This window comes from Methylophaga muralis (assembly GCF_001720165.1).
Classification (GTDB): domain Bacteria; phylum Pseudomonadota; class Gammaproteobacteria; order Nitrosococcales; family Methylophagaceae; genus Methylophaga; species Methylophaga muralis.
Window position 1 is genome coordinate 1 of sequence record NZ_MCRI01000018.1, and the last position, 20870, is coordinate 20870.

General features: G+C 44.2%; 20 protein-coding genes and 1 riboswitch. Of the genes, 1 reads left to right on the forward strand and 19 read right to left on the reverse strand.

Annotated features, from left to right (window positions below):
* From A9E74_RS08475 to lepA, 13 genes are all read right to left on the reverse strand, one after another.
* Positions 1-328, reverse strand: a 328-nt coding sequence (locus A9E74_RS08475; RefSeq protein ID WP_176718915.1) for a choice-of-anchor K domain-containing protein, incomplete at its 3' end; no start/stop codon positions are given.
* Between the two features lie 18 nt (positions 329-346).
* A riboswitch (cyclic di-GMP riboswitch) is annotated at positions 347-424 on the reverse strand.
* An 80-nt stretch (positions 425-504) separates the two neighbouring features.
* On the reverse strand, positions 505-1842 hold the full coding sequence (gene rlmD, locus A9E74_RS08480) for a 23S rRNA (uracil(1939)-C(5))-methyltransferase RlmD (protein ID WP_069296200.1): 1338 nt from the start codon (positions 1840-1842) through the stop codon (positions 505-507).
* Positions 1843-1924: 82 nt separating this feature from the next.
* Positions 1925-2521, reverse strand: a complete 597-nt coding sequence (locus A9E74_RS08485) for a YdbL family probable chaperone protein (protein WP_069296201.1) — start codon at positions 2519-2521, stop codon at positions 1925-1927.
* An 11-nt stretch (positions 2522-2532) separates the two neighbouring features.
* Positions 2533-4554, reverse strand: a complete 2022-nt coding sequence (locus tag A9E74_RS08490) for a translocation/assembly module TamB domain-containing protein (protein ID WP_141696791.1) — start codon at positions 4552-4554, stop codon at positions 2533-2535.
* Positions 4555-4601: 47 nt separating this feature from the next.
* On the reverse strand, positions 4602-5489 hold the full coding sequence (gene cysM / locus A9E74_RS08495) for a cysteine synthase CysM (RefSeq protein WP_069296203.1): 888 nt from the start codon (positions 5487-5489) through the stop codon (positions 4602-4604).
* Positions 5482-5871: a holo-ACP synthase gene (gene acpS / locus A9E74_RS08500; RefSeq protein WP_069296204.1), complete on the reverse strand. Its 390-nt coding sequence runs from the start codon at positions 5869-5871 to the stop codon at positions 5482-5484. The genes cysM and acpS overlap by 8 nt, the downstream gene beginning before the upstream one ends.
* Entirely contained in the window at positions 5868-6599 is a 732-nt protein-coding gene (gene pdxJ, locus A9E74_RS08505; protein ID WP_069296205.1) for a pyridoxine 5'-phosphate synthase, read from the reverse strand. Before pdxJ ends, acpS begins: the two co-directional genes overlap by 4 nt.
* A gap of 12 nt (positions 6600-6611) precedes the next feature.
* The gene (recO, locus tag A9E74_RS08510; RefSeq protein WP_069296206.1) at positions 6612-7328 is read right to left on the reverse strand and encodes a DNA repair protein RecO; all 717 of its coding nucleotides are present in this window, start codon (positions 7326-7328) and stop codon (positions 6612-6614) included.
* A 12-nt stretch (positions 7329-7340) separates the two neighbouring features.
* On the reverse strand, positions 7341-8246 hold the full coding sequence (gene era / locus A9E74_RS08515; protein ID WP_069296207.1) for a GTPase Era: 906 nt from the start codon (positions 8244-8246) through the stop codon (positions 7341-7343).
* On the reverse strand, positions 8243-8926 hold the full coding sequence (gene rnc / locus A9E74_RS08520) for a ribonuclease III (RefSeq protein WP_069296208.1): 684 nt from the start codon (positions 8924-8926) through the stop codon (positions 8243-8245). Before rnc ends, era begins: the two co-directional genes overlap by 4 nt.
* Positions 8923-9303 (reverse strand): DUF4845 domain-containing protein, encoded by a 381-nt coding sequence (locus A9E74_RS08525; RefSeq protein WP_069296209.1) that lies wholly within the window; start codon positions 9301-9303, stop codon positions 8923-8925. Before A9E74_RS08525 ends, rnc begins: the two co-directional genes overlap by 4 nt.
* A gap of 30 nt (positions 9304-9333) precedes the next feature.
* Positions 9334-10134, reverse strand: coding sequence for a signal peptidase I (gene lepB / locus A9E74_RS08530; RefSeq protein WP_218104302.1), 801 nt, complete (start codon positions 10132-10134; stop codon positions 9334-9336).
* Between the two features lie 12 nt (positions 10135-10146).
* Positions 10147-11943, reverse strand: a complete 1797-nt coding sequence (gene lepA / locus A9E74_RS08535; RefSeq protein ID WP_069296211.1) for a translation elongation factor 4 — start codon at positions 11941-11943, stop codon at positions 10147-10149.
* Positions 11944-12220: 277 nt separating this feature from the next.
* Between lepA and A9E74_RS08540 the strand changes: the two genes are divergently transcribed.
* Positions 12221-13576 carry an MATE family efflux transporter gene (locus A9E74_RS08540; protein WP_069296212.1) on the forward strand — a complete coding sequence of 452 codons (1356 nt, stop codon included), beginning with the start codon at positions 12221-12223 and terminating at the stop codon, positions 13574-13576.
* A gap of 83 nt (positions 13577-13659) precedes the next feature.
* Here the strand turns inward: A9E74_RS08540 and A9E74_RS08545 are convergent, their stop codons facing one another.
* From A9E74_RS08545 to A9E74_RS08570, 6 genes are all read right to left on the reverse strand, one after another.
* Positions 13660-15654: a TonB-dependent receptor domain-containing protein gene (locus A9E74_RS08545; RefSeq protein ID WP_069296213.1), complete on the reverse strand. Its 1995-nt coding sequence runs from the start codon at positions 15652-15654 to the stop codon at positions 13660-13662.
* A gap of 138 nt (positions 15655-15792) precedes the next feature.
* Complete coding sequence (locus A9E74_RS08550) at positions 15793-17142, reverse strand: sensor histidine kinase (protein ID WP_069296214.1); 1350 nt, start codon at positions 17140-17142, stop codon at positions 15793-15795.
* Entirely contained in the window at positions 17139-17843 is a 705-nt protein-coding gene (locus A9E74_RS08555) for a response regulator transcription factor (RefSeq protein ID WP_069296215.1), read from the reverse strand. Before A9E74_RS08555 ends, A9E74_RS08550 begins: the two co-directional genes overlap by 4 nt.
* 194 nt (positions 17844-18037) lie before the next feature.
* Positions 18038-19468, reverse strand: a complete 1431-nt coding sequence (locus A9E74_RS08560) for a DegQ family serine endoprotease (RefSeq protein ID WP_069296216.1) — start codon at positions 19466-19468, stop codon at positions 18038-18040.
* Positions 19468-19890: a SoxR reducing system RseC family protein gene (locus tag A9E74_RS08565; RefSeq protein ID WP_069296217.1), complete on the reverse strand. Its 423-nt coding sequence runs from the start codon at positions 19888-19890 to the stop codon at positions 19468-19470. The genes A9E74_RS08560 and A9E74_RS08565 overlap by 1 nt, the downstream gene beginning before the upstream one ends.
* A complete protein-coding gene (locus tag A9E74_RS08570) occupies positions 19887-20867 on the reverse strand; it encodes a MucB/RseB C-terminal domain-containing protein (protein WP_069296218.1) in 981 nt (326 codons plus the stop codon). The genes A9E74_RS08565 and A9E74_RS08570 overlap by 4 nt, the downstream gene beginning before the upstream one ends.
* Positions 20868-20870 lie beyond the last annotated feature (3 nt).

Below are 20870 nucleotides of genomic sequence, written 5' to 3' on the forward strand. Positions count from 1 at the left end.
AATCTACACTATCTGCTTGTGTGCCAGAGTAAATGATACCGTTGTAGAAATTTAGGTAACCAGCAATAAATTTTTGGTCAACATCTACATTGAAACCTGTCCCAGTCATTTTTAATTTACTTGGGTCTTCTTGACCAACTGGGAAAAACCAAAAGTATTGTGTAGCGCCTTGACCCCAAGTAAATTCATTTGTACCAACACCAGTTGTTACCATGCCGGCAGGGCCAGTAGGGTTTTCAAATGTGCCAGAGGTACTGCCTTGGAATGTAGCAGCATTAGCTGTCAAAGAAGCAGCCAGAAGTGAAGCAAAAAGTAGCAAATTTTTCATAAAATTTCCTTTTCAGAAAAAAGCAACCCGGCTATCTTTTTTTAAGACCCGTGGCTTTCCGTCTCTTGGCTCACACCAAGGTTGGCACTCAGTTAATTAATATTGTTCCGGTTACCTTCTGGAGCAATGGTGCCTATCTTAGAGAAAAAAATCCTTGAAACAATTGTACCTTGGTACTAGCTAATAACTTTTTTGAATAAAGCGATAGATTCAACGTGGCTGGTGTGTGGAAACATATCCATAATTCCAGTCTGAACTAATGTATATCCATACTGGTTTACTAACTCTCCGGCATCACGAGCCAGGGTTGCCGGGTTGCAGGAAACATAAACAATGGTTTCAGCTCCCAAATCGGCAATTTGACCGAGTACTTCAAAAGCACCGCTTCTTGGAGGGTCTAATAACACTTTAGTAAACCCGGCTTGAGCCCAAGGATAATCTTTAAGTTGTGTCGTGGTGAGATCGGCCATTTCAAATTCAGCATTATCCAAACCGTTAATTGTGGCATTGCGCTGTGCATGGGCTATCAATGATTTATCGCCTTCAACACCAATGACACTGCTGACTCGCTTTGCCAGTGGCAGGGTAAAATTCCCTAAACCACAAAATAAATCCAGAACGCGATCATTTTGCTGCAAATCCAGCAGCTCAATCGCTTTGGCAATCATTTTATGGTTAATACCCGCATTGACCTGAGTGAAATCACCCGGTGCAAACTCCAGTCTGAGCCCCTCCTCCGGCGCATAATGCAATTGCGGTACTTCAGGCCATAATGGACTGACGGTATCCGGACCACCAGGCTGCTGATAGATCCACAAATCATGCTGTTGACCATAGTTGATCAGTTTTTGCTTATCCGTTTCACACAATGGATCCATATTTCTAAACACCAATGCGGTATGGGCATCGTCCATGGCAACTTCTATCTGTGCGATGCGATTGTAGGCTTCAAGACTAGCAATCATTTTGCCCAGCTCTTCCAAGCGTAAGCCAACCCGAGGGTCAAGTACTTCACATTGAGTGAGTTCAGCTAGATACGGTGTGCCTTTTTCACGAAAGCCTACCAATACTTTTTCTTTTTTAGTGACATAACGCACGCCCAGCCGAGCTTTACGACGATACCCCCACAAGGGTCCAGTTAAAGGTGGCAACCAATGTTCAGGAGTAAGTTGACCAAAATGTGACAGCTGTTCCTTCAACGTATCCTGTTTCAAGCTTAGCTGTGCTTCAGGTGCCATGTGCATCAAACTGCAGCCGCCACAAATACCAAAATGTTGGCATTTGGGTTCTACGCGATCTGCTGACGCATTTTCAACAGAAACTACTTTGGCTTCGTCGTATTTTTTATGTAGCCGGGTATACATGAAAGAGACATTCTCGCCTGCCAATGCCCCATCAACAAAAACCGTTTTGCCGTCAATTCTGGCAATGCCACGACCATCATGTGAAAGGCTTTCTATAACAGCCTGGACAGCTTCTGCAGGAAGCCGTTGTTTGTGATTACGTCGTGCCATTTATTCAAACCTATAAACTGAAATTACATAAAAAAAGTCCGGCTATGCTTTTGCATAACCGGACTTTCACTTGATTAGAAAATTATTTTTGTTGCCAACTGCCGCCTTGTTGGAACCACCAGCCTTTAGCTGCGTTACTAATCCAACGTCTGGCAAAGGTTTCCTGAATATCAGATTCCCATTCTGGATGACCATTCGCACGGGCGATTTCAGCATATAAAGCTTTACGATCCTGATTCTCTTCGGCAATAAGTGTATTTACTGTATTACGATCTTTAAGCGGTACTGCTGAGGCTTCACGTAAGGTAATCAAACCGTTACTGGTCAGGCCAATAGCGCCCGTTTGATAAAACGGATGTAACAGCTCATGGCGTTGCTTCATTTTAGCCTGCAATGCATTAATTGCCGGTGAGTTAATATTCAGATTAACTTCTGCTTGAGCAGGTGATACCAGCCAATTCAAAACCTGCATCGCGAGCGGTAATGTTTGTTTCAGCTCGCTTGTATCTTCCGGAGAAGTTGATTTCGGTTGGGATTGAACTTCCCGTCCCCAGACGTCTTCAATAATGCGGTCTGCGGCTTTTTCAGCAGCAGCGGCAGGAAAATAAATATTTATCGTGACACAGGAAATCAGCATTAAACCTGCTGTGCTTCCCATTAACCATTTTAATAAACGCATTCGACTTTCCTTTATTGAATAACTGGCCCGTCACTGTGACGAACCGCTTTTAACCTGGCTATTAATTCAGGCCAATCTACTTCCCGGGTAAACCCCACCACATTAATCCATGGAGGAAGACCGCCACCTTTGACAATATAGTACCCCTGCTCAGTCGGTTCGACACCATCCATCTGGCAAACTGAATTCATCAAACGACAACTTAGACCAATTTTTTGATAGGAAAAATCTTCAAATAAGCCCATAAATCCTCGCGATAAAATTGCTGAAGGTCCGCCACCGACTTGCGAAATATTATTTACAGCCCGCTGACTGATTCGCCGCCTTCCAGGATCTTTTTCCGGCGTCATAAAGACCGCGTCGAACTGTACCGGCTCCCAGTTTGATAAGCGTAGATTATGTATCTTGCCATCAATTTTGCCGCTTATATTACCAAAATCAAACGTGCTGGTGAGGGTCTGCAGATCTAAACGACTAATATCAATATTGGCGTATAGCTGCGGCAAACTGCCAAATGGCTGCTGTAAACGTAAATCTCTGATGACGGTAGTGCCATCAAATATTTTCAGCAATAACGCACCGTCTACAGTAATCACTTCGTCCCGATAACTGACATTTGGAATCATGCCGGACAATTTCCCCTGTAACTCAGGCCATCCCATCAAGCTGCTTAATTGATCCATAGATACCGGACTAAGCAAGCCTTGAAACTGCCATTGCATTCCTTGTTCTCCTGCCAAACTTAGCTCGAAATCATTCAGTGATAATTTCCCATCTAGAATCGGCAGTGATAGGCTTTCAGTAAAACGAATCTGATTCTGGCTAACCTCAGCCAATAGTTTCGAGCCACCTAGCGGTAAAGACAACACCGAAGCCGATTGCCAGCTTAAATCTATCGGCAAAACTGAGGCCTGATTGGTCCAACCCAATTGACCGTCCAGATTTTCAATGCTGAACCGCCCTGCCTCATCGGAAATACTGACGGACTGTAAATCTATATTGAATTGATATTGTTCAGCCTGCCATTGCACATCGGCTTTAAGTTCTCCGGTCGTTTGTAAACGACTTAAAGATGAACCTGGAAAAAAGGGTTGTAACCAACCTTTATACAGAGAATCCACATCATCACTCTTAAGCGCCAGTTGCAAGCTCGTTAATTGCAAAGCCTTGCCTTGTAGCTGCCCTGTTGCCTGAACAGAGTCTCCCTGTTCTAATCCAAAACGGTTTACCTGCCACTGAAGATTCTCTTTAGCAAAATGGCCTTCACTGTGAATGGTCACTGGTTGCTCGGCCAAATCGAGAAAGATTGGCTCAAAATAGGCCTGACCATCATCTATCGTGAGGGTTTGTTGCCAGTTCCAAGTGCTCGAATCGGCTTGTAGTTGCAATCTGACCTCTGCTGCTAAAAGCTCACCGACATAACTTCCGCTTGGATCAGAAAAGCCGACATTAGTTAATTTACCGCTAACATCAGCCGAATTGAGTTGTTGTTGCTGACCACTAAGTTTGGCATTGATATCGGCTTTGGCATTTACATTCCATTGGGAAAGCGTCGTAAGTTGCTGCTCAGTGAGATAGGTACTGACAAAATTGACCAGATCCGCCAATTCTATTTGTTGTCCCGTTAGATCGGCTTGCCAGTTTCCCTGCTGGTAATTTGCCTGAAGATCGACACGACCTTGCTCTATTCGAATACCGTTAAGTGTTAACTGATAACTTTCTTCTTCCGCTCTGGATTGAACTTTAAATGTAATTTGTTGATTGCCCCATTGTGCATGGGTGAAGTCCAATTGACCGGCCAGGCAATCAAGTTGGCCGGAAAACCAGCGCAACGTATCACAACGAAGTCTGACATTGGTCAATTGCCCTATAGGTTCAACTAATTGAACTTTTCTGGTACTGGCGGTAACTGCCAGTCCCGATGACTTGAGGCTAATGTCAACTTGCAGATCAGTGATATCAAGCTGCTCGCTTGACCAGAGGCCTATCTGAATAGCGACCTGATCTATAGCACGTACGGAGGTGGTTACCACGAGTAACAAAACCATCAAAACGATTAAATTTCTCGTGTTGAATGGCATTAGTCTGCTGGAAACACACCCGTGGAAAGATAGCGATCACCACGATCACAAATGATGCAGACAATTACTGCATTGTTAACTGTTTCGGATAGACGTAAAGCTGCAGCGACATTGCCGCCCGATGAAACGCCACAGAAGATACCTTCTTCACTGGCAAGTCGGCGCATGGTTTCTTCAGCAACTTCCTGCTGCATATCCAGAGTAATATCTACCCGTTCAGGTTCAAATATTTCCGGTAAATATGCCGCTGGCCAACGGCGAATACCGGGTATTTTTGCCCCATCCACTGGTTGCACACCGACAATTTGTACTGCTGGATTTTGTTCTTTTAAATATCGGGAAACGCCCATGATGGTACCGGTAGTGCCCATGGCACTGACAAAATGTGTCACTTTACCTTTTGTATCTCGCCAGATTTCCGGCCCGGTAGTTTCATAATGCGCTAATGGGTTGTCAAAATTACCAAATTGATTCAGTACCTTACCTTCTCCCATCGCCTGCATTTGGAGTGCCAAATCACGAGCCGATTCCATACCGTCGGTCAGAATGATTTCAGCACCATAAGCCCGCATTGATGCACGGCGTTCCAGACTCATGCTTTCCGGCATAATCAAAATCATCCGATAGCCAAGAAGGGCAGCGACCATCGCCAGAGCAATACCGGTATTACCACTGGTGGCTTCAATCAAGGTATCGCCGGGCTGAATATCACCTCGTTGCTGGGCATGGCGGATCATGCTGGCAACTGGTCGGTCTTTAACCGATCCAGCCGGATTATTGCCTTCGAGTTTGGCCAGAATAGTATTGCTGGTATTTCCGGGTAAACGCTGCAAACGAACTAGCGGCGTATTGCCAATGAATGATTCAATGGTTGGATAGTCAGTCATTCTGGCCTTCCACTAAAACAACGTAAGCTGTGGCGTAATCACCATCGTCACTGAGACTGAGCATGGCGGTTTGGATATTTTTTTCAGATAACAATTGCACGGCATAGTCATGAAATACCAGCTCGGGTTTACCCAGACTATTATTACGCACAGCGATATGTTGCAGGCTCAATCCATCGCGAAATCCAGTGCCTAATGCTTTGGCGGTGGCTTCTTTTGCGGCGAACCGTTTGGCCAGAAATGCCGCAGGTTGTTTGTTTTGTTGAAACTGCTCGAATTCAGTTATATCCAGGATGCGCTGCGCGGCTTTATCGCCGTACTTGCTTAACATTTCAGCTATGCGGGGAATATGTACTAAATCCGTGCCAATACCGCTAATCATCCGCGACGGGCTTCCAGCATTAATTGTTTCATTTCACGCACCGCAGTCTGAAAGCCGGTAAAAAATGAGCGAGCCACAATGGCATGACCGATATTGAGTTCAACTAATTCTTTAATGGCCGCAATAGGCTGCACATTATGGTAATGCAAGCCATGACCGGCATTGACCTGCAATCCCAGCGCATGGGCTTGTTCAGCCGCTTTGCGAATAACCTTTAGTTCTTTCTTGGCTTCAGCCGCTGAACTGGCCTCGGCATAACGACCGGTATGCAATTCAATGACTGGCGCACCACAGGCAACCGCCGCTTCAATCTGTTTTAATTCAGGATCGATAAATAACGAAACTGTTATTCCAGCTTCTGCTAAACGCACGCATGCATCGTGCATCCGTGATTGCTGGCCAGCTACGTCCAGTCCACCTTCTGTCGTGAGCTCTTCACGACGTTCCGGTACCAGGCAGCAATCAGCCGGACGATAAAGTTCAGCAATACCGAGCATTTCATCGGTAACCGCCATTTCCAGATTCATTTTTGTTTGTAGGATATCGGCCAGCATTCTGACATCACGATCTTGGATATGACGCCGATCTTCGCGTAAATGCAGCGTAATACTGTCAGCTCCGGCTTGTTCAGCTTCAATGGCCGCTTGAATCGGATCGGGGTAACGGGTACCGCGGGCTTGTCTTAACGTAGCCACATGATCAATATTGACGCCAAGATAAATCGACATGATGTTCCTTAATTAACTGTTTTTAATGCCGGCATAACGCTGCATTTCAGCAAACAACTGCCGGCTTTTCAGCGGTTTGCCATCTAAATAGTAATTTATTATCAAACGCATCAACTGCTTTGTTTCACTGAGGCTAACAGGATCATTGAGGTTTTCCTGTTTTAGCTGTAACAAACTAGCGCCTGAAATAATACGTTTGGTGTCATTTATTAAACACGGCTGCAATCCTAGTTCTGGCTGATAACTGTAATGTAGATGCGCTTCTACCGGGTCACCCTGATTATCAGTAGTCAGATCCAGTCCATAGCCTAATGCTTCCAACAAGCGTTTTTCAAAAAGTCTTAACACCTGTTCAGCCTGCTCGGCTTGTTGCAGTCCTTCTAGTACTTTTTGATAGGCATCAAACACTAAAGGTTCGGGCTGTTGTTGCGTTAATAATCTGACGAGTAATTCATTAATGTACAAACCACACAAGGTGGCATGGCCTTGCAACCAATAAGGTGCATTGGTGGTTTCAATTTTACTCAATGTCAGCAAATCACCGCGACCAAACCAGTTCAACCAAACCGGTTGGAATAATTGCAGAGGATTAGAGTGTCGACGTTTGTTTTGCCGCATGCCTCTGGCAACCAGACTTAAGCGACCATAATCTGCGGTAAAAACATCCACCAGCAAACTGGTTTCCCGATAGGGGCGTTGGTGTAAAACAAATGCCTGGGTGAACTCCACCGGGTTGCCTAATCAAAGATCGTCGTTGTAGCCCAGACTTCTTAACATGCGCTCATTATCAGACCAGCCTTCACGAACCTTGACCCATAATTGCAGGAACACTTTGCAGCCAAACAGCTTTTCCATATCTTCCCTGGAATCTTTGCCGACTTGCTTGAGCAGCTCGCCTTTTTTGCCGATAACGATGGATTTCTGACCACTGCGTTCGACATAAATAACAGCACTGATGCGATACATACCGTTGTCATCTTCAAACTGTTCGATATCAACCGTTAATGAATATGGTAGTTCTTGCCCAAGGTGACGAAACAGTTTTTCACGCACCATTTCGGCTGCGAGAAAACGTGAACTGCGATCGGTAAGCTGATCTTCATCAAAAATCATCTCGCCTTCAGGCATCAATTTATATATCGACTCTTCAAGGGATTCCAGATTGATCCCTTTACGCGCAGATAAAGGCACGATATCCGTAAATTTAAATAAAGCAGCGAGCTTTTCTACCTGAGGAAACAAAGTCGCTTTATCTTCTAATTTATCAATTTTATTCATCACCAAAATGACTGGCTTGGTGGTTTCCTTTAATTTCTGTAATACCCGCTCATCCTCTTCGGTCCACTTCATACCTTCAACAACAAAGACCACCACATCGACATCTTCCACCGAGGCCGCCGCAGCACGATTCATATATCGATTCATCGCGCGTTTACCGTCACTATGAATTCCGGGTGTATCGACATAGATAAATTGACTTTGTTCTGTCGTTTTAATACCCAAAATACGATGGCGGGTTGTTTGTGGACGACGAGAAGTAATACAGAGTTTTTGTCCCAATACCCGATTAATCAGAGTCGATTTACCGACATTAGGACGACCGATAATGGCGACATAGCCGCTACGGAAAGCTTGTTCTTCATTCATAATTTTGACTCGATTAGCGTCAGGGCACGTTCAGCGGCTTTTTTTTCAGCCTTACGATGACTGCTTCCTTGAGCCACGACTAATTTATTCAATAAACTCACCTGACAGGAGGCCTCAAATACAGGCTGGTTATCGGCGGATTCAATTTCTTTCACACTGTAAAGTGGTAATGGTAATTTGCGGCTTTGCAATAATTCCTGCAAACGGGTTTTCGGGTCTTTAACTGTTTCAGTGACGTCGATAGAATCCAGACGCTCATCATAAAGTCTCAGGATAAGTGGCTTGACGACATCCATACCACTATCCAGAAACAGCGCGCCTAAAATAGCTTCTAATGCGTCCGCCAGAATTGATTCACGGCGAAACCCGCCGCTTTTTAATTCACCCTGACCGAGAATTAACACTTCACCTAATTTAAGTTCGCGGGCTATTTCTGCCAGTGTTTCGCCTTTTACCAAGCTGGCTCGCAGACGGCTCATTTTGCCTTCTTTGGCCTGTGGAAAACGGTTAAATAATTCTTCGGCAATCACGAAGCTTAATATCGCGTCACCCAGATATTCCAGTCGTTCATTATTCTTTGGGGCCGCACTGCGGTGCGTCAGGGCCTGCAATAAAAGATCGTCGTTATTAAATTGAATGCCAAGTTGCTGGCACAGTTTTTTCTGCTTGATGTTTATCATCGAATGGCCGGTTCCACATCCACTTCGGTAACAAAATGTCCGACTAAATCAATATGGGCGATGAACGGTTTACGCACTTCATAATCAATAACGATTTTAGTGACGTAGGTATTACTTCTGCCTCGGAAGAGTTCGATGTTTTCTTTCTTAACACTGGAAATATAACCGGTGTTAAAACGACGACTGAGTAACAACATCACCTGTTCATTGGTGAGTTTATTATTTTTTAATTCGGTTTCCATCGACTTCATGATTTGTTGCACGCCGTAGTATTCCTGATACATCGGCAGCAACCGCATGGTTAAGGTGGCAAAAAATGCAATGATTGCCAGCACAATCACCCAGCTGATTAACGTCATTCCCTGTTGTTTTTTCATGATGCACTCCTCGCGCCTTTGTGACGTTTTTTAATTCACAACACAAGCGGCTCTGAAAGTTAAATAGACCTTAGTTAATTGAACGACCACCCTAGACCAGACAATGCCACCATCATCCCAATTCCAGCTCATCCAGATAAAAAACGCTTTGCCGACCAGATTTTCTTCCGGCACAGTTCCCCATACTCGGCTGTCATTACTATTATCGCGATTATCGCCCATTACGAAAAAGTGACCTTCTGGAACCGTTATCTCGCCCTCCATAGACATTCGTTGCGGATCCAACAATATGTCATGTGAAGCTTCGGTTAACTGCTCCTGCTTAAGCTCGGCACGTGGTGCAATCATACCCGCCAACTCTGCAGGTTTCTCTCCAGCTTGCTGCTTGATTTCCTGACCATTAATAAACAGTGTTTTATTGAAATATCCCACTGTGTCACCAGGCAAGCCAATAACCCGTTTGATGTAATCAATTTCCGGTTGCTGGGGATACCGAAACACCATCACATCGCCACGTTCCGGGCTACCGGTATTCAGAATTTTAGTGTTAATCACTGGCAGTCTAATGCCGTAGGAAAACTTGTTCACCAGAATAAAATCACCGATATGCAAAGTCGGTAACATCGAAGATGATGGAATACGGAACGGTTCAGCGACAAATGAACGAATCACCAGCACCAATAAAATAATCGGGAAAAATGATTTGGCGTATTCAACCATCGCCGGTTCATTTTCATTGGCAGGACGCTGGCGCGCTAACCAGAAACGATCAACTAACCATATCAGGCCGGTTATCGCGACCAGTAACACCATTATTGCTGGGAAACTCACTTGACGCTCCTATTATGATTTCTTGGATAACTGCAAAACCGCCAAGAAGGCTTCCTGCGGCACATCCACTTTGCCGATGGATTTCATACGTTTTTTACCGGCTTTTTGTTTTTCTAGCAATTTACGTTTGCGAGAAACGTCGCCTCCGTAACATTTTGCTAAGACATTTTTACGCATTGCCTTCACTGTTGAGCGCGCAATAATATGTCCGCCAATGGCTGCCTGAATCGCCACATCAAACATTTGACGCGGAATCAATTCCTGCATTTTTTCAACTAACTGGCGACCACGCGATACACTTTGGTCTTTATGTACAATCATCGATAAAGCATCCACTTTTTCGCCATTGATTAATACATCCAGCTTCACCAGCGCGGCGGCTTCAAAGCGAATAAAGTGATAATCCAGCGATGCATAACCGCGACTGACCGATTTAATACGGTCAAAGAAATCGATTACTACTTCATTCATTGGCAATTCATAACTTAAGGCAACCTGTTTTCCCATGTATTGCATGGATTTTTGTACGCCGCGTTTTTCGATACATAAAGTTATGACCGCGCCAAGATAATCCTGTGGCACCAGCATATCGGCAATAACGATAGGTTCACGAATTTCTTCAACTGAACCGGCATCCGGTAATGAGGCAGGATTTTCAATCTTGATCACGTCACCTTTTTTGGTAACGACTTCAAATACAACGGTCGGTGCGGTGGTGATCAGATCCAGATCATATTCACGTTCCAGCCGTTCCTGAATGATCTCCATATGAAGTAAACCAAGGAAACCACAACGGAAACCGAAGCCCAGAGCTTGGGAATTTTCCGGTTCAAAAAACAACGAGGAATCATTTAAACGTAATTTACCCAATGCTTCACGGAATGCATCGTAATCATCACTGCTGACCGGGAATACCCCAGCATACACCTGCGGTGTGACCGATTTAAAACCGGGCAACATTTCGGTTGCGCCATGTTGAGCCGTGGTTAAGGTATCGCCCACCGGCGCACCATCAATTTCTTTGACACCGGAAATCACATAGCCAACTTCACCGCAGTTCAGCGCAGGACGTTTACTACGTTTTGGAGTAAATACACCAACTTCATCGACTTGATATTCTTGACCGGTCGACATGACTTTGATTTTGTCACGGGTTTTCAGTCGGCCCTGTTTGATACGAACCAGCGAGATAACCCCCACATAACTGTCGAACCAGGAATCAATAATCAAAGCCTGCAATGGTCCTTCCGGATCACCTTTTGGTGGCGGAATACGGGCAACCAGCTCTTCTAAAACTTCATCAATACCAATGCCCGTCTTGGCGCTGCAGCGAACTGCATCAAGCGCATCAACACCGATGATATCTTCAATTTCCTGCGCTACACGATCCGGTTCTGCTGCGGGCAAATCAATTTTGTTTAAAACCGGCAACACTTCTAGACCAAGATCGATGGCGGTATAGCAATTCGCCACACTTTGAGCTTCAACACCTTGTGCGGCATCAACCACCAGCAATGCGCCTTCACAAGCCGCCAATGATCTGGAAACTTCATAGGAAAAGTCAACGTGGCCGGGCGTATCGATAAAGTTGAGGTGATACGTTTCACCGTCTTTCGCGGTGTAATCCAACGAGACACTTTGCGCCTTGATGGTAATGCCCCGCTCTTTTTCGATATCCATCGAATCGAGAACCTGCTGGGACATTTCACGTTCAGTCAAGCCACCACAGATTTGAATAAAGCGGTCTGCGATGGTGGATTTACCGTGGTCAATATGAGCAATAATTGAGAAGTTTCTAATATTTTTCATTGAGTAGCGATTTTGAACGTATCGGAGGTTGAAATATGGTGTTGCAAGATGTGTTCAGCTCCATGATTTAGGATATGTTGCCAACGCGGATCCCGCATCGTGCAAATGACCCGGTATTATACGCACTTAACTGAGTTATAACGATAATAAATACTGGCATACCAAATTGATCTGTCTTAATCAATCCAAAAAATTGATAGTAAAAACATTGCTTAAATATTAGGGATCGTTAGCATTAAGCGCTTTCACGCCTTTCTTCTTTGAAAACGGAAACTACATGCAGGCTAGCCAAATCGACAATGACGTCCTCAATGGTCCGATTATTTCCACTTTCTTACGCTATGCCATCCCTTCCATTCTGGGCTTACTGGCCATTACCACCGCTAGCATTGTGGACGGAATTTTTATCGGCCAATTTGTCAGTTCGGAAGGCCTGGCAGCCATTACCTTATTGATTCCATTTTTTACCCTGGTTTTTGCCATCGCGCTGATGCTGTCGATTGGCGGTGCCGTCCGAGCTGGAAGTTACCTTGGACAAAATAAAACTCAAGCAGCTTCTGCTGTTTTCAGTAAATGTCTGATAAGCATTTTTATCGTTGGCCTGTTGTTTATGGGCATTTCTTTAATGCTGGATCAACAGATACTAGCGCTACTTGGTGCCCCGGATGAGTTAATAACGCTGGTATTGCCTTACTTTCGTATTATTTGTGTGGTGCTGGTTATACAGATAACCAGCATGGTGCTCTATTACTTCATCCGACTGGATAACTGCCAAAAATTGGGGACAGCAGCTCTGATTGCTGGTGCGCTTATTAATATCGGGCTCGATGCGCTGTTTATTATTGGACTGGAAATGGGCTTAAGTGGTGCTGCCTGGGCCACATTGATTGCTCAGATAGTCCAGATGCTGATTCTTGCAACTTATTTTCTCAATAAACAACGGCGATTAAAGTTGATTTTACGTCCTGGCAACTGGTCAGAAGTCGGCAAAGTTGCCTATAACGGCCTATCCGAATTTGTTAATGAACTCTCCGGGGGCATGGTTATTTTGTTGCTGAACTGGTTATTGATCATCTACCAAGGGGTGAGTGGTTTAGCGGCATTTGCTGTCATTAATTATCTGATTTTCATCAGCCTGATGATCTACTACGGTATTGCTGACGCGCTGCATTTATTGATCAGTCAAAATCATGGGGCAAGACAAGCTCGGCGGATCCGTGATTTTGTCACGACAGCCTTAGGCATGGTGTTTGTTATTTCAATGATATTAGTGAGTATTTTATTGCTTTACCCACAATGGTTAATTCAGCTCTTTTTACAAGATGATGCATTGGAAAGCCAACTACTCTCAGCTGAGTTTATTCAATTGGTTTGGCCATTATTTGCGGTGAACGGTTTAAACGTCACTTTATCGGTTTATTTAACAGCTATGCAAAAGCCTTTGCCATCTATGTTTGTCGCGTTGTCTCGCGGTTTAATCCTGCCTGTCAGTTTATTATTTCTGTTATCAGCCTGGTTGCCCGACAAGCAGTTTCTCATCGCACTTCCTCTTGCTGAAGGATTGACCTTTATCCTGGCATTATTTCTTTACTGGCATTTTTCACCCAGCAGGATTATCAAACAAAATTTTTAACATACCCAGAAAAAAGCCGGATGTCATTGCAACATCCGGCCAAAACTCATCAAGCATTTATTCAGGGAATACAGCTTGATGAATTAAAACTGCCAAGCTACGCTCAGGCGAACATCCCGGCCGGGTTCGTTATAACCTCTGACGAGACCATAGCCTGGTAAATTGGTGAAATCGGCAACGCTTGCGTGATCGATATAATCTTTATTAAAGATGTTATGGATGGTTAACGTAATACGGAAATCTTCTGAAGTTGACGGAATCCATTGAGTATAGAAGTCATGTACTCCATAGCCAGGTTGATCCACTTCTGCATCTGGATAGGTTGCTTGATCACCAAAATCAATATCATCACGTCCTTTCACAAAACGTGCATTCCAACCAAAATTCCATTGTGAATTAAGTTGGTATTCAAGTTGAGCTAATACTGTGTCACGAACAGTATTAGCTATACCGTTATGATCATAAGCATTCGCTTCCACACCATCCACTTCAGCATCGTTATAGTGATAGCTGACGCGAGCCATTAAACTATCCCAGCGATGACCTAATTCCAGAATATAACCATCTGATTTTAACTCGCCCAAATTATCAAAGATATTTCTTGCTGGCCCTACCGTTCCTGAAACCCCAATAACATCTTTGATTTCACTTCTATAGGCCTTGGCAGAACCAAACCATGTTGCTGAATCATACGCAACGCCGAATTCAATATTCTCTGCCTTTTCAGGTTTCAAATCTTCAGCTTGAGTTGTAAAGCCGAGTTTAAACGCATCTTGTGCTAAAGGTCCCTTAAAGGCTTCAGCATAAGAAGCAAAGGCACTCCAGTTATCTGTAAAATGATAATTCAGACCGATATTCGAACTGACATCGCTTTCATTATGAGAAGTATTGCCAAAATCAGTATCTAATTCATAATCATCATAACGAAGACCCGCGCTTAACAATAAGGCATCGGTTAACTGGATATCATCCTGAAGATATACGCCTTTAACCTTGGACTTATCTTTGTAATTCTCACCATCACCATCGGCAGTGGACTCATCTTCACGATAATCAACACCATAGGTGACCTTGTGCATACCTATGACAGACGTATTACGTAAATCAAAGCCAGTACTCTCGCCTGTGCCTGTGAATGGACCAAAAAAACCGTCTTGAAAAAACTCTGTCTCAGTATTGTAAATGGTCAGTGCCAAATCCAAATAAGCATTATCAAGTGGGTTTAATTCATAGTTAAAAGTGGCTGTTTTACGTTCACTGTCAATTGGATATATCAGATTCCCACGGTTAGCTGGCGCTCCTAGTGGTGGTGGACTGAATATCCATTGAGGGCGCTGGGTTCTATCACCCTCATCTTTGTGTTTTTCGTAACTGAGACGGACAGTTTGACTGTCAGTCAAGTGCCCGACAACTTTTGCAAACAGATACTCTTGATCAGCTTCTGTTCCTAATACTTCATCGCCATTACCATCTTCATAATTGTCGACATCTGATTGCGTATAGGAAACCATGCCGCTCCAGTCTTCGGTCAGTTTTCCAAACAGAGTGGTGCTTGTTTTAAAACTATCTGTATTGCTTGAGAACATGCCTTTTACCAAACCACCGAAGTTTTCACCTGGCTTGAGCATATCTTCTGGATCTTTGGTCACAAATTTAACTGAGCCGCCTAATGCACCTGGACCAGACAAAGCATTACCCGCCCCAGCATTGACTTCAACACGTTTTAGTAATTCAGGCTCAATACTTATACGGCCAGCGTGGTGGAATTGACGGGTCGCCTGTTGGGCACCATCAATAGTGATATTTAACAACTGATCTTCGATACCCCTAACGTAAAGTTTTTGGGCAAACCCCGGTCCTCCACCAATTGTCACCTCAGGTGATTGGCTAAAGAGATCTTGTAAATCAGTTGCCTGAAGTTTTTCAATTTGTTCAGCTGAAACACTGTTCGTTTCTGGAGTAACGGTATTACTCGTTACTTTTATAGCCTCTAACTGAACACTTTCATTATCATCTGCCCAAACAACCTGGCTTGAGAAAGCGGCGGTTATTGCCAACGTTAAGATCTCGGCCGACATACAAAACTGCGGTTTATTTTCACTCTAACCTCGCTAATAATAATCATTATCAAATAGAACAGATTCGCATTCTAGTCAGAGTGAAGCCAGATTAAAATCAAATTTACAATTGTTACAATTGAGCTGTTATTCAGCTAACTAACTTTCCTCCGTTATCGGCAATTGCATGATCATTCTCAATCCGCCGAATTGATGAATTTGTGCCCATAATTTGCCCCCTGTCGCTTCGACTTGCCGCCGGGCAAGTGCCAACCCAACGCCAAAACCTTTTTGTTCGCTTGAATGGGAGCTAGGTAAACGGAAAAATGGTTTGAAAATATTCTGTAAATGCTCTTCTGGTACCCCAGGCCCCTCATCATCAATTTGTAGCTCATAGCGATCCAGATGCTGTTGCAAGCTGATGCTTACCTCTCCATTGGCTGGAGTATACGAAAGCGCATTACGTAATATATTTTCAATGGCATGTCCTAACGCGCGATCACTGCTTTGCTGCAGACAAGCCGTTTCGGGCGTTTGCACAGTAATCAGATGGTTGGGGAATTCAAATCGCGCATTCTCCACAATACTGTCTATCAAATCCGTCAGATCCAATGATTCATTGCGTAAAGCGGGTCGCTCGTTTTCCAACCAGGCAAGGGTTAATGCATCCTCGACTAATTCACGCATCTGCTGACATTCATAGCGGATCCGTTGCAACGATTCATTCTCAGGAGTGCTTTGTTCAGCAATACTAAGCGCTAACTCAACCCGCGTTAATGGGGTACGCAGTTCATGTGATAAATCTGAGGTCAGGTGACGCTGTGTCTGTATCTGCTCGCCAATTCTCTCTGCCATGCTGTCGAAAGTGCCAGCAAGAACTGCAATTTCATCGTTACGTTTTCCCAAGTCTTCCCGCACTCGCACGGCAAAATCACCATCGCTGAATTGTTTGGTGGCTTTTTCAAGCTGTCTTAAGGGTGACATAACGTGCCGGTAAATCACTGCACTCAAGATCGCCATCAACAACATAGGCAAGGCAATTTGCAATAACAAACTGGCATAAGTCCAATAACCACCGGGGCGCATACGTTGTGGCAAGCGGATCAAAAAATGGGTATGTCGGTCTGCAAACATAATATCCATGATCGGATTTTGAGCAAAATACAAATGAATTTTCCAACTGACATCCCGGCCCAGACTGAAAGTATCGATAAAATAATCGTCCATTTCACTGTCGGCCAGAAGCGTTAGCTGCGATTTCACTAAAGCGACCCAAGTATCTTCCTGCAGCTGAATGGTGTTAATCCATTCGGCCAGTTTTTCTTCTTCGCCTTGTAGATACAGTGATTCTGCATGTCTGGCATAGTCAATTAACTGCTGCTGATACTGCTTATCAATAAAACTCATATGCTGCTCAGTTCGCAGAATCAAATGATGAATTATCCAGAATAATGCAATTGTGCCGATGGTAATCGTTGCACATAATTTCCAGAATAAACGACGTTTCATAGCAACATATAACCTGTACCATGAACTGTTTGCAGCCTATCGACGGGCATACCGACATCCATTAATTTGCGCCTGACCCGGCTCATATGCATATCCAGACTGCGATCGTATCGGCTGAAATCGCGTTCCATCACTAATCGATATAACTGCGGTTTACTTAGTAGATGATTGGCATGTTGCGTCAAAGTCCAAAGTAATTTGAACTGGATCGGAGTAAGTTGCACATCATGCTCATGAAAATAGACCCGTTGTTTTTTCCTATCCAGCTTCAGGCCTTCATGCTGTAAAACCGAATCTTCCTGTTGAGAATGATCGATGATTCCGGCTCGTCTCAGAATTGCTTCAATACGCAACACCAATTCTGTGAAATTAAAGGGTTTTGGCAGATAGTCATCCGCCCCGTTTTTAAACCCAATAATACGTTCTTCTTCAGCACCATGAGCCGTCAAGATGATTACCGGAGTCTGTCGACTTTGGCGAAGAATGCTTAATACAGAATAGCCGTTACGCTCAGGTAGGCTGACATCAAGTAAAATCAGATCAAACTGGCCGCTCACCGCAGAGAGTAAACCCTCTTCACCATTAAAGCTTTGGGTAACGGTAAAGTTTTGTTGTTCAAGCAACTGCTTTAACTGATGATTTAATACCGGATCGTCTTCAATAATGAGAATGCTGATAGCAAGTTTGTTTTTATCGGTCATGGAATATGTGATGCTTCACGCCTAGATGATAATAATTATCATTAATGATAAAACGAAATTGCCCAAATAAGAAACTTTGTTTTATTCAACGCTTTTGACAGACAAAAAAAAGCAGCTGATGAATAACCATCAACTGCTTTTCAAACCAGCAAACAATAACTTTTACATTATTGAGCTATCTATTTCTCCGGATATTATTCCGGAATTTTCAAAGCCAGAAATTGCGAAGCACCAGAGCGTTGTACCAACACTGGAATAGCTTTATTGGTTGGCAGATTTTTAGCCACTTCAATAAACTGTTTTGCATCGACAACCTTCTCGTTATTAATGCTCAGAATCACATCGCCCGGCGCAATACCTGCTTCTGCTGCAGGACCAGACTCAATTTTTCTGACTGTTACACCACTTTGATTTGGTCCTAACTCAGCACGTTGTTCGGCTGATAAGTCAGTGACTTCCATCGCCAGTCGACTATCATGGAACTGCCCGGTCCGAGGTGAACTGCCACTGGCAATTTGCTCATCTTCGGGTAATTCTTCAACAACGACTGAAAGCGTCATCATTTTGTTATTACGCATAATTTCCGCTTTGGATTTTTTACCTATTGCGGTACGACCAACAATTGGAGGTAAATCTGATGAGGCATCTACAGTGCGATCATCAAATTTAAGAATAACGTCGCCCGCTTGAAAACCAGCTTTCTCAGCAGGGCTTCCTGCAATTACACGAGACACCAAAGCACCACGCGGTTTGCTAAGACCAAATGATTCAGCCAATTCACGGGTTACATCCTGAATTACCACACCCAACCAACCACGACTGACATAACCTTGTGACTTGATTTGATCAACCACATCCATAACCACGTCAACCGGGATAGCAAATGAAACGCCCATAAAGCCGCCAGTACGGCTGTAGATTTGCGAGTTGATACCAATCACTTCGCCATCAAGATTAAATAGCGGACCGCCTGAATTACCTGGGTTAATGGCAACATCAGTTTGAATAAAGGGAACATAACTGTCGCTTGGCAGACTACGACCTAATGCACTGACAATCCCGGCAGTAGCCGAATAATCAAAGCCAAAAGGTGAACCAATAGCAAGTACCCATTCACCAACTTTCAGATCATTAGAGTCGCCTAATTTAACGGCTTTTAAATTCATGCCTTCTGCATCGACTTTCAATAAAGCCACGTCACTACGCTCATCACTGCCTAATAATTCAGCGACCAGTTCGGTGCGATCACTGAACCGAACGATAATTTCGTCAGCATCTTTAATGACGTGGTGATTAGTTAAGATAAAACCATCCGCCGACAATACAAAACCAGAACCTAATGAACTGGGTTGTGGTGCACGGGGTTGAGACGGGTCACCAAAGAAACGTCTGAAAAAATCATCAAATGGCGTACCCTCTGGCATTTCCATGCCTGGCGGAAATGGCGAGGAAGCCATCGCTTCGCTTGGTTTACTTTTGGTGCTGATATTGACGACGGCTTCGCCATTTTCAGCCACTAATTCTGTAAAATCAGGTAAACCGCCACGTGCATGTGCGGTTGAACTCAACATTAACCACATCAGCAATGCCATGATCATGGCGCCAGTTGTTTTGGATTGCGTCATTATTTTTCCTCTATTAATTGAGTTTCGATGGCAATTTTCTGGTTTTTGAGTCGTTTTTTAACCCAATAGAAGCCAAGCATCAGACCAGCCAATCCAGCAATAATTTCCACTAATTCATTGGCAAACATAAATCGACTGAATCCGGCGCCGGCAAACATGAACAATATCGGTAGCAGATACATCATGTAGGCACCGTGCAATAAGGCTTCTTCCGGAATAGATACGTTCATTTGCTGGCCGGGCTGCACGGGATGTTTTTTAGGTACGCTAATCGTTGAAAACCGTCGTCCAACATGTTCACTTAACAGTCCGGTACCACAGCCTTTTTTTACCTGACATTTATCACAGGTGGATTGGCGTTCAGCCTGCAGCCAGATGGTTGATTCATCTGAACGAATCACTTTGGCTTTTTGTTCGATCATCTCGACTCAGGTCCAGCGTATTGAATCGCCGCACCGATTTTTTCCACAGTCACTGCCGGGACTTCACCTACCACGGTGACAAAATGTGCATGAATAACGCTACCGAAAGCATTAACTGCTCCCATATGAGAACCGCCATGGAAATGATTATGTTGAGAACGCATTTTTTCGATAAATACCGATACTGAACTCAAACCATCGCTATAGACACGTTGTTCGACATGGGCGCCGTTGTTGGAGCGTAAGCGATTTTGATGGGCCACCAGCATAAAACCTTCAGGCAACCATTTTGTCTGCCAATTTGAAAATTTCGCCAAATCCTGTGTGGTCATTTCACCTGGTTCGGTACGATTCCATACCATTTCATTACCGGACATTTGTGCTTTCAACGAGGCATCTGGAATATCGACACCGGTTTGGATATCAGTAAATTCAAAGGTTTCTAATACTTCACCTTGCTCATCAATCAGTTCAGATTTAAGTAGCAGATCTGTTTCTTTATCCATCCACAACCGATAACCGTAGCGATAACTATCAACAGGCTTGATATCGACTCTCTGAGTCAATTTGCCGGCGATACGATCCTCATCACCCAGCTTTAATTCGTAAAAAGCAGTTGCTGAGCTTAAGCGGCGCGGTAAATCGCTGGGAAAGCCTCGCCCTAAAGGACGTTGACTCACATTAATTTGTTTGCCGTCTGGATTGATGCAGGTAACGGTGTCGTCCGAACGAATGACTTCCCGAGCAGCGCCATTTAAAGAAATAAGTCGTTCTGATTCGGTACCGTCATCGTTACGATGGTAAATACGCACTGATTGGAATGTTTTACCACTTTGGTAGGCAAAAACACCTTCATAGTTGAGTTGCTTGGCTGCTTGGCTCATTCGCTCGAGTAATTCTATCGAAGCGGATTCTGCCTGTACTGTCGGAATGAACAACACCAACAGCGCAACACAAAAACGAAATCCTTGGCGCATTTT

Coding starts and splice junctions, on each gene's coding strand:
- acpS (WP_069296204.1), bottom strand. CDS start 5,871: ATGATTAGCGGTATTGGCACGGATTTAGTACATATTCCCCGCATAGCT.
- era (WP_069296207.1), bottom strand. CDS start 8,246: ATGAATGAAGAACAAGCTTTCCGTAGCGGCTATGTCGCCATTATCGGT.
- rnc (WP_069296208.1), bottom strand. CDS start 8,926: ATGATAAACATCAAGCAGAAAAAACTGTGCCAGCAACTTGGCATTCAA.
- pdxJ (WP_069296205.1), bottom strand. CDS start 6,599: ATGTCGATTTATCTTGGCGTCAATATTGATCATGTGGCTACGTTAAGA.
- A9E74_RS08560 (WP_069296216.1), bottom strand. CDS start 19,468: ATGACGCAATCCAAAACAACTGGCGCCATGATCATGGCATTGCTGATG.
- A9E74_RS08555 (WP_069296215.1), bottom strand. CDS start 17,843: ATGACCGATAAAAACAAACTTGCTATCAGCATTCTCATTATTGAAGAC.
- A9E74_RS08545 (WP_069296213.1), bottom strand. CDS start 15,654: ATGTCGGCCGAGATCTTAACGTTGGCAATAACCGCCGCTTTCTCAAGC.
- A9E74_RS08565 (WP_069296217.1), bottom strand. CDS start 19,890: ATGATCGAACAAAAAGCCAAAGTGATTCGTTCAGATGAATCAACCATC.
- A9E74_RS08550 (WP_069296214.1), bottom strand. CDS start 17,142: ATGAAACGTCGTTTATTCTGGAAATTATGTGCAACGATTACCATCGGC.
- A9E74_RS08485 (WP_069296201.1), bottom strand. CDS start 2,521: ATGCGTTTATTAAAATGGTTAATGGGAAGCACAGCAGGTTTAATGCTG.
- A9E74_RS08540 (WP_069296212.1), top strand. CDS start 12,221: ATGCAGGCTAGCCAAATCGACAATGACGTCCTCAATGGTCCGATTATT.
- lepA (WP_069296211.1), bottom strand. CDS start 11,943: ATGAAAAATATTAGAAACTTCTCAATTATTGCTCATATTGACCACGGT.
- A9E74_RS08525 (WP_069296209.1), bottom strand. CDS start 9,303: ATGAAAAAACAACAGGGAATGACGTTAATCAGCTGGGTGATTGTGCTG.
- A9E74_RS08570 (WP_069296218.1), bottom strand. CDS start 20,867: ATGCGCCAAGGATTTCGTTTTTGTGTTGCGCTGTTGGTGTTGTTCATT.
- cysM (WP_069296203.1), bottom strand. CDS start 5,489: ATGACTGACTATCCAACCATTGAATCATTCATTGGCAATACGCCGCTA.
- rlmD (WP_069296200.1), bottom strand. CDS start 1,842: ATGGCACGACGTAATCACAAACAACGGCTTCCTGCAGAAGCTGTCCAG.